The sequence below is a fragment of the Butyrivibrio sp. genome (assembly GCF_017635265.1).
Taxonomy (GTDB): Bacteria; Bacillota; Clostridia; order Lachnospirales; family Lachnospiraceae; genus Butyrivibrio.
In genome coordinates, this window is the sequence record NZ_JAGBLU010000068.1 from 1 (window position 1) to 13,775 (window position 13,775).

12 protein-coding genes and 2 pseudogenes are annotated in these 13,775 nt (G+C 40.5%); all 14 read left to right on the forward strand.

The features are described from left to right. The coding region (locus tag J6O61_RS08090) for a VirD4-like conjugal transfer protein, CD1115 family (RefSeq protein WP_292211752.1) at positions 1-867 on the forward strand (867 nt) is incomplete at its 5' end. Positions 868-1,237: 370 nt separating this feature from the next. After that, positions 1,238-1,387, forward strand: a pseudogene (locus J6O61_RS08095) (Maff2 family mobile element protein); the annotation flags it as partial. Positions 1,388-1,976: 589 nt separating this feature from the next. Next, positions 1,977-2,219, forward strand: a complete 243-nt coding sequence (locus J6O61_RS08100; RefSeq protein WP_292211754.1) for a hypothetical protein — start codon at positions 1,977-1,979, stop codon at positions 2,217-2,219. A gap of 90 nt (positions 2,220-2,309) precedes the next feature. Continuing rightward, a complete protein-coding gene (locus J6O61_RS08105; RefSeq protein WP_292211756.1) occupies positions 2,310-2,933 on the forward strand; it encodes a recombinase family protein in 624 nt (207 codons plus the stop codon). Between the two features lie 164 nt (positions 2,934-3,097). Beyond that, positions 3,098-4,561, forward strand: a complete 1,464-nt coding sequence (locus J6O61_RS08110; RefSeq protein ID WP_292211758.1) for an MBOAT family O-acyltransferase — start codon at positions 3,098-3,100, stop codon at positions 4,559-4,561. A 9-nt stretch (positions 4,562-4,570) separates the two neighbouring features. Further along, complete coding sequence (locus J6O61_RS08115) at positions 4,571-6,154, forward strand: hypothetical protein (protein ID WP_292211762.1); 1,584 nt, start codon at positions 4,571-4,573, stop codon at positions 6,152-6,154. A 166-nt stretch (positions 6,155-6,320) separates the two neighbouring features. Next, positions 6,321-7,673, forward strand: coding sequence for an ISL3 family transposase (locus J6O61_RS08120; protein ID WP_292211764.1), 1,353 nt, complete (start codon positions 6,321-6,323; stop codon positions 7,671-7,673). 424 nt (positions 7,674-8,097) lie between these two features. Continuing rightward, positions 8,098-9,387 (forward strand): serine/arginine repetitive matrix protein 2, encoded by a 1,290-nt coding sequence (locus J6O61_RS08125; RefSeq protein WP_292211766.1) that lies wholly within the window; start codon positions 8,098-8,100, stop codon positions 9,385-9,387. Positions 9,388-9,389: 2 nt separating this feature from the next. After that, complete coding sequence (locus J6O61_RS08130) at positions 9,390-10,025, forward strand: CHC2 zinc finger domain-containing protein (RefSeq protein WP_292211774.1); 636 nt, start codon at positions 9,390-9,392, stop codon at positions 10,023-10,025. Next, positions 9,934-11,340: a DNA primase family protein gene (locus J6O61_RS08135; protein ID WP_292211768.1), complete on the forward strand. Its 1,407-nt coding sequence runs from the start codon at positions 9,934-9,936 to the stop codon at positions 11,338-11,340. The genes J6O61_RS08130 and J6O61_RS08135 overlap by 92 nt, the downstream gene beginning before the upstream one ends. A gap of 191 nt (positions 11,341-11,531) precedes the next feature. Further along, on the forward strand, positions 11,532-11,726 hold the full coding sequence (locus tag J6O61_RS08140; RefSeq protein ID WP_292211770.1) for a hypothetical protein: 195 nt from the start codon (positions 11,532-11,534) through the stop codon (positions 11,724-11,726). 1 nt (position 11,727) lies between these two features. Further along, positions 11,728-13,422, forward strand: a complete 1,695-nt coding sequence (locus tag J6O61_RS08145; RefSeq protein ID WP_292211772.1) for a recombinase family protein — start codon at positions 11,728-11,730, stop codon at positions 13,420-13,422. Between the two features lie 58 nt (positions 13,423-13,480). After that, positions 13,481-13,558: a Maff2 family mobile element protein gene (locus J6O61_RS19590; RefSeq protein ID WP_292211777.1), complete on the forward strand. Its 78-nt coding sequence runs from the start codon at positions 13,481-13,483 to the stop codon at positions 13,556-13,558. Between the two features lie 17 nt (positions 13,559-13,575). Continuing rightward, positions 13,576-13,775, forward strand: a pseudogene (locus J6O61_RS08155) (VirB6/TrbL-like conjugal transfer protein, CD1112 family); the annotation flags it as partial.

The window sequence follows — 13,775 nt, forward strand, 5'->3', positions numbered from 1 at the left end:
GGCAAGACCGCGAAAAGTATTCTTATTTCATGCGGTGCAAGGCTTGCTCCGTTTGATATTGCAGAGCTTCGGGAGCTTACCAGTTATGACGAACTGGAGCTTCATAAGCTGGGAACAGAGAGGACGGCATTGTTCGTAATCATCTCCGATACGGATGATACTTTCAACTTTATCGTCAGTATAATGTACACCCAGCTGTTCAACCTGCTCTGCGAGATAGCGGATAATGTTTATAACGGGAGACTGCCGGTTCATGTGCGATGTCTGCTGGACGAGTTCGCAAACATCGGCCAGATCCCCAAGTTTGAGAAGTTGATAGCGACCATCAGATCGCGTGAAATATCGGCTTCTATTATTTTACAGTCGAAATCCCAGCTCAAGGCTATATATAAGGACAACGCCGACACGATTGAGGGCAACTGCGACACAACCCTGTTTTTGGGAGGCAAGGAAAAGACAACCTTGAAAGAAATGGCAGAAATACTCGGCAAGGAGACGATTGATCTTTATAACACTTCTGATACAAGAGGTACGAGCCAGTCCTATGGTCTGAATTATCAGAAGACAGGGAAAGAACTCATGAGCCAGGATGAGATAGCAGTCATGGACGGCGGGAAATGTATCATGCAGCTGAGAGGCGTGAGACCTTTTTTCTCAGACAAGTTCGATATTACACAGCATAAGCAGTACAAGAAGCTGTCCGATTATGACGCAAAGAAAGAATTCGACATTGAAAAATATGTCAAGAGCTTAGGCCATGCGGTTGTAAAGCCGGATGACAATATGGACGCAGCATATGAATATGATGCTGAAACAGGAAAAATTGAACAGGTACAAGGCAAGACGGAGGAGAAATCCCAAACCTGAGCCGAGACCGCAACTACAACTTCATAGGATGAAGCTAAACGGATCCTTACGGACAAGCCTGATGCGGATTCCGCCACAAAATGAGAGCAGACGATGTGTGCCTACCAAGCTAACAGCACCGCCTGCCCATGCAGGAATGGCATAAACCAGACCTGTGCTTATTGTATCAGAAATCGGATATATGAGCGCAGGTATTTTTATGCCTTCCAAACGAAACTATCAAAAATCAATTCACAAATTTGGAAGGAGGATGGACATCTGATTAGCCGATGTAGTCCGAATTGCGTATTTTGAGAAAATATGCGTAATGGCGAAAATGCCGAAAATAAAGGATTTCGCGGCTATAAAAGAACAGGTGTTCGATTAAAAAATGGCTTTTTTCACTAACAGCGTAACAGCACTCAAAACCGTCGTAACCGCCATCGGAGCGGGCGTTGCAGTATGGGGCATCATCAACCTGCTCGAAGGATACGGCAATGACAATCCCGGAGCAAAGAGCCAGGGAATTAAGCATCTTATTCCATAATCGTGGGAACATAATATGGAAGAAAGGATGCAAACCAGACCTGCGGATGCGAACTGTAATTTAGGATATAATCGGGAAAAAGTGGGAAGGTTATAGGGTTTTATTTCAAAAGTGCGAATGATATGATTATGATGGCTGCTCAAATATGAGCAGTCGATAAGAGCATGCACCATAGATGCCCCAAAAGTTCACCCAAAGTGCCCTCAAAGTTCACCCATGGTGCATCTTTTAGGAAGAATAGAGCTGTGATATTATTAGGTTGAAGATGGTGCGTCACATTTTGTCACAAAATGTAGCGTAAACGTTATGAAATGTTATGTTTTGTTACGTTTTGTAGATTCCATTAAGAAAATGGGCGTGATATTATTAGAATGTAAAAAATAGCGGGATGGCAAATGTCCCCCAAATGTCCCCCTAATGTCTCCCTTTTGTCCCCCTGCTGTCCCTTGCAGAAGGCTTTCGGAGATGATAGCATTACAATTGGAAAAGGTACTAAAAACTTGAATATAGCGAGAAATGAAGCAATCGAGAGAAATCTTGGTTGCTTTTTTTATTATAAAAATCACGAAAGGAAGGTGTTTCAATGAACAGATTAACAGATGGAGAAAAGGAAGTGCTTTATGTTTATGGGAGTCCGAGCTTAAGGGATACTCATAAGAGGTTAGGCATGGCTTGTATACTCATGGTTGATCCGATTACCAAGGCAAATGCATGCAGCTTAAGAAATAAGCTGGCTGAAATAACTTGTCAGTTTGCTTATTACTGTATGTATGCTTCTGTGCGTGAAGAACTTGGCGACTTGATATACAAAGGATATGTCGCCTGAAATTGGAGAAAATATGGAACTGCTGTGATAAACAATCTGGAATAGAAACTGGATTGTTTTTTTATTGCCCAACAGAGAGGAGATTTCATCATGGAAGAAAAACAAAAGATTTATGGTTATGCCCGCACGTCAACAAGAGAGCAGAATGAGGATAGGCAGATTATAGCTCTTAAAGAGATGGGAGTGCCTGAGAAGAACATCTTTCTTGACAAGCTTTCAGGTAAAAACTTTGAGAGACCGCAATATAAGAAGATGCTCCGAAGATTGGATAGTAATTCTGTTCTCTATATCAAGTCTATTGACAGGCTTGGACGTAGCTACAGAGATCTTAGTGAGCAATGGCGCATTATCACAAAGGAAAAGGGTGCGGATGTGGTAGTAATTGATATGCCGATTCTTGATACCAGAAGAGAGAAGAATCTCTTAGGAACATTCATCAGTGACCTAATCCTTGCTCTTTTATCATATGTAGCTGAGAGTGAATATAGGACAATTCATCAGAGGCAAGCTGAGGGAATTGCAGCTGCTAAGGCAAGAGGTTTTAAATTTGGCAGACCTCCAAAAGGATTACCGGAGAACTTCCATGAAGTATATCAGAAATGGAAGTCAGGCAAGCTTTCTGTTGCAGAAGCAGCTAGAGAATGTGATATGCCAAGGTCAACATTCTATTACAAAGCTAAAGTGTACAATAATGCCAAGTATATAAATGCGTAGAAAAATCCAAGAAGGTGTACCTTAAAAAACGTTGAAAATGGGTTTGAAATATAACTCACAAAAATATCAAAATCCCACATTATAACTGCGGTTTGTGATATAATTACAAACGTTGTGTTAGACATAAAAAGAAATCCAAAAAGGTACACCTTTTTGAATGATGAATGGATGGTGTTGTTATGCAGTTTAATAGCTACGAGTTTATACTGTATTTTCTTCCGATAACAGTGTTGCTCTACTTTTTAGCTAATAGGATTAAACCAGTATTAGGAAAGATTGTAATTATTGTTGCCAGTATCATTTTTTATTCCATGGGAAGAATAAATATGCTTATCTATCTGGGAGTAAGCATGTTGATAAATTATTGTTCGGCACTGGCGATTAAGAAACTTAAGATTAGCAATAAAATAATCATGTCATTGCCAATAGTCGTTAACGTAGGTCTGTTGCTATATTTTAAGTATTTGAACTTTGCTATTACAAACATAAACACCTTTTTGGGAAAAGAGTTTCCACTTAAGGAAATAATACTTCCGTTGGGAATATCATTTTATACATTTCAGCAAATTGCATATATAGTAGCGACTGAACGAGGGGAACTTGAGAATAATAACATTGTTGATTATGTTGCATACATTCTGTATTTTCCGAAACTTGTTATGGGTCCCATAATAGATCCAGTAGATTATATATCTCAGCTCAATCAAGAAAGTAGGAAACACGCTGATTTAACAAATATTACTACTGGAATTAAAATTTTCAGCTTAGGTCTTATAAAGAAAGTACTGTTGGCAGATACATTTGCAAAAGCGGTTACATGGACATATACCAACATAGATGCTGCAACAGCAATGGATTGTATATTATTGGTGCTTTTTTATACCTTTGAGATTTACTTTGATTTCAGCGGATATAGTGATATGGCTGTTGGTGTTTCATCAATGTTAAATATTGATCTTCCAATGAATTTTGATTCTCCATATAAAGCGGTTTCAATCAGAGATTTTTGGAAAAGATGGCATATATCACTCACTAAGTTCCTTACTAAATATATTTACATTCCACTTGGAGGCTCAAGAAAGGGAATCGTATTCACCTATGTAAATACGATAATTGTGTTTTTGATAAGTGGATTGTGGCATGGCGCTAATTGGACGTTCATCCTGTGGGGATTGCTTCATGGGGTGCTTAGTTGCATTGACAGGATGTTTGATAAGGTTGAAGAGAAAATATTCATGCCAATTAGATGGCTTGTTACATTTGTGGCAGTAAGCGTACTGTGGCTGTTGTTCAGTGCACAAACAGTTGAGCAGTGGAGAACAATTCTTCTGAAGATTTTGTTTATGCAGAGTACAAATGCCAGTGATGGCATGATAGCTACATTTAACTTGGTGGAGAATCAGTTTATATACAATATGCTTGGGTTGCATTGGCTGCCTTCGAATGTCAGGGGATTTAATATGCTGATATTTATATTGGTAGCATGCATTGTTTGTTTCATTCCAGAAAATAATTATAGGAAGAAAGATAGCTTAAGTATTGGTTCATTGCTCCTAGCAGCATTTGCTTTTGTGTGGGGTATTTTATGTTTGGGAGCAGAATCTACATTCGTATACTTTGGATTTTAAGAGGGAAATATGAAAGTAAAGGCATGGTTAATAGGCTGGCTGATCATTGTTGTGTCAGCGTTGAGTGTTTTTGGTTATTGGGTATTTAAAATAGATCCTTATTTCCATTATCATAAACCGGAATTGGATAGATATTTTTATTCTCTTAATAATCAACGAAGTCAGAACGATGGCATAAGCAAGCATTTTGATTATGATACTTTGGTATCAGGAACGTCAATGACAGAGAATTTTAGGACGACCGAGGTGGATGATATATTTGATTGTACATCTATTAAGGTTGCGTTTTCTGGTGGATCTTATAAAGAAATCAATGACAATATAGAGATTGCATTGAAAAACAATGGCAACTTAAAAACCATCATAAGATGTTTGGATATGGGAAGATTCATGGACTCATATGACTTGATGAGACTAGACTTGGGGCAGTATCCGACATATTTGTATGATAGTAATCCTTTTAATGATGTTGAGTATCTTTTGAACAGAGATATTGTTTTTGGAAGAGCATATCAAATGACGTTGGATAATGATAAGGAAGGCTTTAAGCCAGGAATAACAGCGTTTGATGATTACTCTAGATGGCAACCCTCATATGTTTTTGGAATTAATACCGTAAGCCCAAATGGAGTTACGGTAACTGAAACGGAACAGAGTCATTTATCGGAAGACGAAAAGGAAGTAATTAAAAAGAATATTGATCTTAATGTAACAAGTGTAGCAGATAAATATCCTGATGTTGATTTCTATTACTTTTATTCGCCATATAGCGTTGTTACATGGAACGAATGGAAAACAAAGGGTAATCTATACAAACAATTAGAAGCGGAAGCTTTGATAACTGAACTCATTGTTCCACATAAGAATATACATCTTTTTTCATTTAATAATCGGACAGATATAACGACTGATTTGAATAATTACAAAGACGGACCTCATTATGCTACATGGATTAACAGCTTGATTCTTAAGTGGATGCATGATGGTCAATATAGGCTTACAGAAGAAAACTATCAAGAGTATTTAAAGCAGGAGTATGATTTTTATACCAACTTTGATTATTCCAGTGTAAATGGTCAGGAAGATTATGAAGCGGATTTTTATGCTGCAGCGCTTTTGAATGAGGAATTTACTGGGATAAAGCCGTTGGATGTTTTAAATGATGACAGCGTGGATGTTGCTATTAACGGAGCTGAGTTTATAACTGAGGATGGAAGAAATGCAATCGTAAATTGTCATGGAACGTTGGCTAGAGATTATAACACAGAGGTCTTGACCGATTACATAAGAGATAAGGAGTTTATTGGTATCAAGTTTACTGTGAACATGGATGAAGGATACAATTATCTTTACTTTAATGGTCAAAAGATTATGGATCATGGAAGACTTACAGCATATGTCTATGATGAGTCTGGAGTGGTTGTTGGACAAATAGAAGCTAATTATCCTGATTTGGATAATGAATTACATCAGTATGTAATAGATTTATCAACTGTAAAAGGAAATGTTACAGTTGTACTGAACGGAGGCTTCGTGGATTATACAGGAAGTGCTGATTCAAACTACCAGTTCAGCAATGTTTATATGTATTGATTTTTAGAGACAGTGGAGCAATTCACTGTCTTTCTTTGAGGCTTCTGGCATGATGGTGGGTACTATGCCAGTCCTCTGATGTATATTTGCAATTGAAAAACCATCTGTGTTTCTGTAATGTATTAGCGTCAAAACTATACTACAGAGATACCAGAGGTACCCACAGATGGTTTCTGCTAATACATTATGTAAAAAATTGCTCAATGTCAATCATGCTGTTGTAGAAGATGCAAACTTCTATCTTGATCGGGATGGTGTTACCCACCTCAGAATCCATGCGCGGACGGATAAATGGCATCAGGATGATTGTCCGTTCTGCCACAGACGCTGTCCTCGTTACGACCAGAGGATAGATCAGCCGCGCACTTGGAGAAGCCTTGATTTTGGTGCAACACTCGTAGAGGTTGAGGGGTGGACACATCGTATAGAGTGTCCTGAGCATGGTGTTGTGACAGCCTATGTTCCTTGGGCATATCCAGGAAGCGGATTCACCCGGGACTTTGATCTGACAGTCGGATGGCTTGCAGTTTATCTTCCTCGCAGTGTTGTATCAGAGTATATGCGCATCGACTGGGAAACAGTTGGGCGTTGTGTAAACAGAACTCTGAATGACATTGAACCTGAGCGCTCCAGAAGACTTGATAACCTTATAAACATTGGCATTGATGAGACTAGCTATAAGAAAGGTCACAAGTACATTACGGTTATCGTTAACCACGATACAAATACCGTTGTCTGGGCAGCACAGGGGCATGGTAAAGGTGTGCTGACGCAGTTCTACAAACAGCTTACTCCAGAACAGCTTTCATCCATCAAGGTTGTTACCGGAGATGGAGCAAAGTGGATCACGGAATGCGTTAACGAGTTCACTCCGGATTGTGAGCGCTGTGTTGACCCCTTCCACGTCGTACAATGGGCTATGGAAGCTCTTGACGAGGTTCGCCGTGAAGTATGGCGTGAAGCCTACGCTGAGTTCACACGCTTATCCAAAGAACATCCTCGTAAGAAAGGACGCCCCAAGGCAGATGATCCGGAAGCCGCTATATTGAATGCAGCCAAGGCTAAAGCAGATGAAATCAAAAACTCAGCTTACGCACTCGGCAAGGCTCCCGAAAATCTGACAGAGAACCAAAAGAACCGGGTTGCCATGATTGCTGAGAATAACAGTCGTCTGTATCGAGCTTACCGAATGAAGGAAACGCTCCGTCTCATCTTAAAAATCAAAGATACTGACGAAGCAGAAGCCGCTCTTAAGCGGTGGCTCTGGTGGGCAAGTCACAGCAGGATTGATGCTTTCAAGGAGCTATACCTCAAGATCAAACGTCACAGGGAGCACATACTCAATGCAATACGGCTGGGTATGAGCAATGCACGAATTGAGGCTACTAATAACAAAATCAAACTGATCGTCCGCAAGGCATATGGTTTTCGCAATATCCAAAACATGCTCGATATGGTCTACTTAGTATGCTCGGATTTGAGGATTCCACTTCCTAACAGAAAATCTCGAGGCGCATGATCAGCATAAATGCTGGGGATGATGGCATTTTTCACCCACCATTACCCCTGAAGAGCCCTTTCTTTTTGCAAAAATTCCGTAGAGGAATTTTTCAAAACCAGAACGAAGAAAAGGAGATTATCCCGTGGAGTGATAATCTCTTTTTCTTTGCTCTGGAGCAGAGTGCAGAGAGGAGCATCCTCTTTGCTTGTAAAAATGAGTGCACGCATTTTTACAACTGTGGGTCAAGGGAGCAGGGCTCCTTTGTCAGGTCGAGGGTGAAACCCCGCCCAGTTACATGTGCGCTTGCGACATGTAGTACTGGGTATTTTTTGTCGACTTGGGCCTTTTTAGCCCTTGAAGACGGCGCCCGCCCGCGGACAAAGTTTTGAAAAAACTTTAAGCAGTTAACAAAATTTTTTAGAGCAAAAGGAGAAATTGTTTTATGAAAGCATCACGTCACAATGGAAGGTCAGGTTCACATGGAGCTTACAATCCAAAACATAACGACAGAGAGTTTGACTTGGAGAAAGCAGACGAGATTCAGAAGGAGCTGACCCGCAACAACATTTATTGGGACTGCATCCAGAGAGAAGCGGTTCGTCATGAGGACAGAGGTGAAGACTTTGCATCCTTCACTGAAGTTGAGAAAGGTTTTTATGATCTTGTCTACAAGGATTACGTTGAAGGTCAGAATGCAAGAAATAATGCTGCCAGACATAGCGAACGTAATCGCACTACTGATGACCTCAGAGAGAATCCCAAGACCTGTCCTGAGGAGACAATCTATCAGATCGGAAATATCGATAAGCATGTTGATTATAGTGTTCTGGTGAAGGTTACTTTTGATTTTTTGAATGAGCTTCAGGAAAGATATGGCAGTCATATGCATATCCTTGACTGGGCACTTCACCTTGATGAGGGCACTCCCCACATCCATGAGAGACATGTTTTTGATGTTGTAAACAAATATGGAGAGCGTCAGCCTAAGCAGGAAGAAGCTCTTAAGGAACTCGGATTTGATTTTCCTGATCCTGAGAAGAAATCAGGCAAGTATAACAATCGCAGGATGAGCTTTGATGCAGAATGCAGAAAATTATTTCTGGAGACTTGCAAGAAGTATGGTCTTGAGATTGATGAAGAGCCTGTCTATGGTGGAAAGAAATATCTTGAGAAGCAGGAGTATGTCATTGAAAAGCTCAATGCCAACATCAAGAATCTTTATGACACCATAGACACTTGGGAAGAGATAGGTAGAAATCTTCAGGCTGAGAATGACAGACTTATCAAGGAGAATGAGAAGCTGGAGCTTAAGCTTGATGATGTTGAAGGACTTCTTAAGGAAGTATCTGATATTGCCTATGACAAAGCCTGTGATACTCTTATCGACGACATAACAGATAAGGTTAGAGAAGAAGAGAGTACTGCTATAGAAAATCATAAGAAATGGCTTATGTCACCTGAGAGGACTGCTGATAAAAAGCTCAGAGACTATGCATTTCATCAGATGGAAGTTCTGCAGAATAACCTTAAGGTTCTCAGAGACAGGGTGATCGGAAAGGTCAGAAAGCTTTTCTCACTTCCTGAGAAGAAAGACGACTTTATCAGGGAGATCATGGAAGAAGCCAAACCAAGTACGCTTGAACTTCTTGATAAATACAAAGCCAAAATCAGAGAGGATGATGCCAATAGGATTCATCTTCCCAAGAAGAATCGAGGTGAGATGAGCCGTTGAGTGTGTTTGATACTGTAAGAGAGAATGTCACGGCAAGACAGGCATTTGAGAATTATGGTATCAAGGTGAATCGCTATGGGATGTGCTGTTGTCCGTTCCATAGCGATAAGCACCCAAGTATGAAGGTTGATACCAGATATTACTGTTTTGGATGTGGCGAGAAGGGAGATGCAGTAGATTTTGTTTCAAAGTATTTCGGTCTTGGGCTTAAGGATTCTGCAATCAAGATATGTGAGGACTTTCACTTATCCTATGATGAAAAATCTTATGTTCCAGTACAAAAGACAGAGCCGAAGAAGTCTCTGCTCCTCAAATTTGAGGAGTCGGAAAAGCATGTGTACCGTGTCTTATCGGACTATCTGCATCTGCTGAAGAAATGGAAAATCGAATATGCACCCAGGGATGTAAATGATGAATGGCATCCTTACTTTTGTGAAGCTCTGAAGGAGACAGACCATGTGGAGTATCTGCTTGATACTTTGCTGAATGGTGATATCTCCGACAGGGCTTTTTTAATTGCTGATTATGGAAGGAGAACAATAGAAATTGAGCGAAGACTTAAAGAACTTGGATCCAGAGACAAAGAAGAAAATATTGGAAGTGGCAGAGCAGATAGAAAAAGAGAAATCTGCATCTGATGATTTTCCGACATGGTACGACACCAAGAGCAGGAAGATTGATGAGGTGGAGTTCTGCTCATGGTTTATGAATAAGCATCCACTCAGGTATGTTGGCGGTATCTTTTATGACATAAATGGTGCCGTGAATATAGATGCCATGAGAAAAGAGATTGTTGATATCCTGAAGCCTTATGTTAAGACCGCAATCGTCAGGAGAGCCAATCAGATAATAGAAGCTCTCAGGTGTGAAGCACTTACCGATAAGCTTCCCAAGCATACTGACAGAGTCCATTTCAGGAACGGTACTTACTTTATTGATGGAGGTTATATTCCTGAGAAAGAATTCTGCTCCAACAGACTACCTATCAATTACAATTCTGATGCACCAAAGCCTGAGAGGTGGCTCAAATACCTTGATGAGCTTTTATATCCTGAAGATATCATTACGCTTCAGGAGTTCATGGGATATTGCTTTATTCCAACAACCAAGGCACAGGCTATGCTCATGCTGATTGGAAGTGGTGGTGAAGGTAAATCACGAGTCGGCTTTGTGTGCAGGAATCTGCTTGGCGATAACATGACTATATGCAGCGTGAATAAACTTGGTTATGACAGGTTTGCACTTGCCGATCAGGAAGGAATGCTCCTTATGATTGATGATGACATGAAGATGGAGGCACTTGCTGATACCGGTGTTATCAAAGCGGTTGTCACTATGGAAGACAAGATGAATCTTGAGCGAAAGGGCCAGCAGAGTTATCAGGGATATCTTTATGTCAGGATCATGGCTTTTGGTAATGGGGCTCTAAGCTCCCTTTATGATAAGTCGGATGGTTTTTACAGAAGACAGATAACCATTAAGGTCAAGGATAAGCCTGACGGAAGAATTGATGACAGGAATCTTTCAGAAAAGCTTGCCAAGGAAACGGAAGGCATTGCTCTGTGGTGTCTTGAAGGATTGAAGAGGCTTGTTGCTAATGAGTTTCATTTTACTGTCAGTGAACGCACTGTGCAGAATCAGGCTGAGATGAGAAAGGACGAAGACAGTATCATGGACTTCTTTGAGTCTGAAGGCTATGTAACTTTTGATGCTGATGCTATCTGTATCACAAAGGATCTCTACGAAGCATATCTGATGTGGGCCGAAGGAAACGCAATAAAGCCAAGGTCTGAGAGTTCTTTTTCAAGAGAAGTCAAGCAGAGAGCAGGCAAGCTTGGAATTGAATATCTCAAGAATGCAGCCATTGATGGCAAGACAGCAAGAGGATATAAGGGTATCTATGCTAATCATGTGATCAAGGATGTGCCCTTTGAGAACAAGAAAAGCGCATAGGCGGATAGGCATCACTTTCGAAGTGATACCTTATTTTTTTACAATAAACATTTTTCACATTTCAAGTTTGAAAATATGTGCCTATGTGCCTAGATGCAGTAATGACAAGGACTACAGGGATTATGATGTGCCTATTTTGTGCCTGAAGATGTGCCTGTAGTGCCTAACTGAGTATAGAAATGGAGAAGATAATGGCAAAGACAAATATAAAGGTGATCTCTTTTTATGAGGGGAAGAGAGAAGCAAAGGATGTTCTTGTTGGCATCCTTACAGAAAAGATCAGGAGAAATCTTGCTGATAATGTAGAGGAATCTGAGGAAAGGGGCTATAATCAGAGCATAGCTTTATTTGAAGATTGCAGGTCTGGTTTGGCTAAGGTGGTCTGATATGAATATGAGCTATGAACAGATGGAAGAGCTATTTGCTCCCAATTATCGTGTTGGTCTTTATCTGAGGCTTTCAAAGGATGATGATATCAGGGAGAGAGAAAGCTCCAGTATTTCACATCAGCGTGAAATGCTTACAAGCTATTGCGAGAAGAAAGGATGGTCGATTGAGAAAGAGTATGTAGATGATGGTTTCTCAGGGCTTAACATGAGAAGACCTTCATTGCAGAGACTCCTAAAAGATGTTGAAGACGGAAAAATCAATCTTGTAATTACAAAGGATTATAGCCGACTTGGACGTGACAGGTTAGAGGTTGAAAGGCTTCGTGAGGATTTCTTTCCAAGAAATGATTGCAGATATATCGCTGTTAATGACAATATCGATACCATAAAGGATGATGATTACGCTCCTTTCAAGGCTATATTCAATGAGCATTATTCAAAAGATATAGCGAAAAAGGTTCATACAGCGTATCTGAGTCAGGCAAGGAAAGGAAGATTCACCGGTTGTGTTGCTCCGTTTGGATATAAGAAAGATCCAGAGGATAACACTCATCTCATTATTGATGAAGAGACTGCTCCTTATGTCAGGGATATCTTTGAAATGGCTATGGATGGTCATGGAGTGGGCTATATCAAGCGTAGACTTGAACAGAACAAAGTGCCTTGCCCAACATGGTGGAACAGGGAGAGAGGCATCAGAAACCACTATACCAAGTATGAGCTTGATGATCCTGAAAACGGAAAGTATGTGTGGGATGATACAGTGCTTACTGACATGCTTATAAATCCCGTTTATTATGGAGCAGTTTCATCACAGAAAAAGCGTTATAAGTTCAAGCTTGGTGTTCTTGGAGAAAAAGCTCCTGAGGACTGGATTGTTGTTGAGAACACGCATGAGCCGATTGTGGATCAGGATACCTTTGATGTGGTGCAGGAGAAAATCAAGTCGAGAAAATGCTCTCGTGGTGATGGCTCTACTTCACTGTTCGCAGGACTTATTAAGTGCGGTGAATGTGGCAAAGCTCTTACGATTCGTAAGACTCATGCTAAGAATCCGATTGATATCTATGCCTGCAAGACCTATAACCATCACGGCAAGAACCATTGTACGCAGCACAGAGTTGAGTATGATACCCTTTACGACATTGTTCTTAATGAGATAAGGGATATAGCACAGAAAACGCTTGATGCTGATGAGGTGGCTGAGGACATTCAGAAAAGCTGTGAAGCTGACAGGCTTGCAGAACGTGAGTCTATTCAGAGACAACTCTTAAAGTCCAGAGACAGGCTTGATATGTTGGAGAGACTTGTATCAAAGCTCTATGATGATCTACTTTCTGAAAAAATCACGGAGAAAAACTTTGATACCATGATGGCTCGCACAACAAAAGAGCAGAATGACCTAGCTACCAAGATTGAGGAGTACGAGAAATATCTTGCAGATAATGAGGCGTACAATACTAGCTATAATAAGTGGGTAGAATTTGTTGGAGATTATGTCGATATCAAGGAGCTTGATGCAGACACACTCAATCAGCTTGTGAAAAAAATCGTTGTTCATGAAGACATTGATAACGATGGCACAAGAAACATTTCGGTGGAGATTCACTATAACTTCAAACCAGTGAATGAGCCACAAAAACATTATCTTAATAATGATGCTGAGGGAGATTCTTCTCCCTTGGCAGTCTAATATCTATGATACAGTTCGTATCTAAAATTCATAATAAAGTTACTACGAAAATGGAATAATACAGCTGATGGCGGGCGGAGGTATCGTAATCATCGCCCAGACGGTGATCCCTCAGCTCTCTACACTCTTCTCATAAGGAGAAGAAAACGATAGATGAATACTATCGTTGAAAAGATTACCGAACTCATAAAGGAAATGCTGCAAGGTTGGGTAATGTCTAACCTCGAAGGAATGTTTACCGATGTGAATACAAAGGTAGGAACAATCGCCGGAGAGGTTAGCCAGACTCCCAGCGCATGGAACGCAGGTATTTTCAATATGATCAAAAACCTGTCAGATACGGTCATCATACC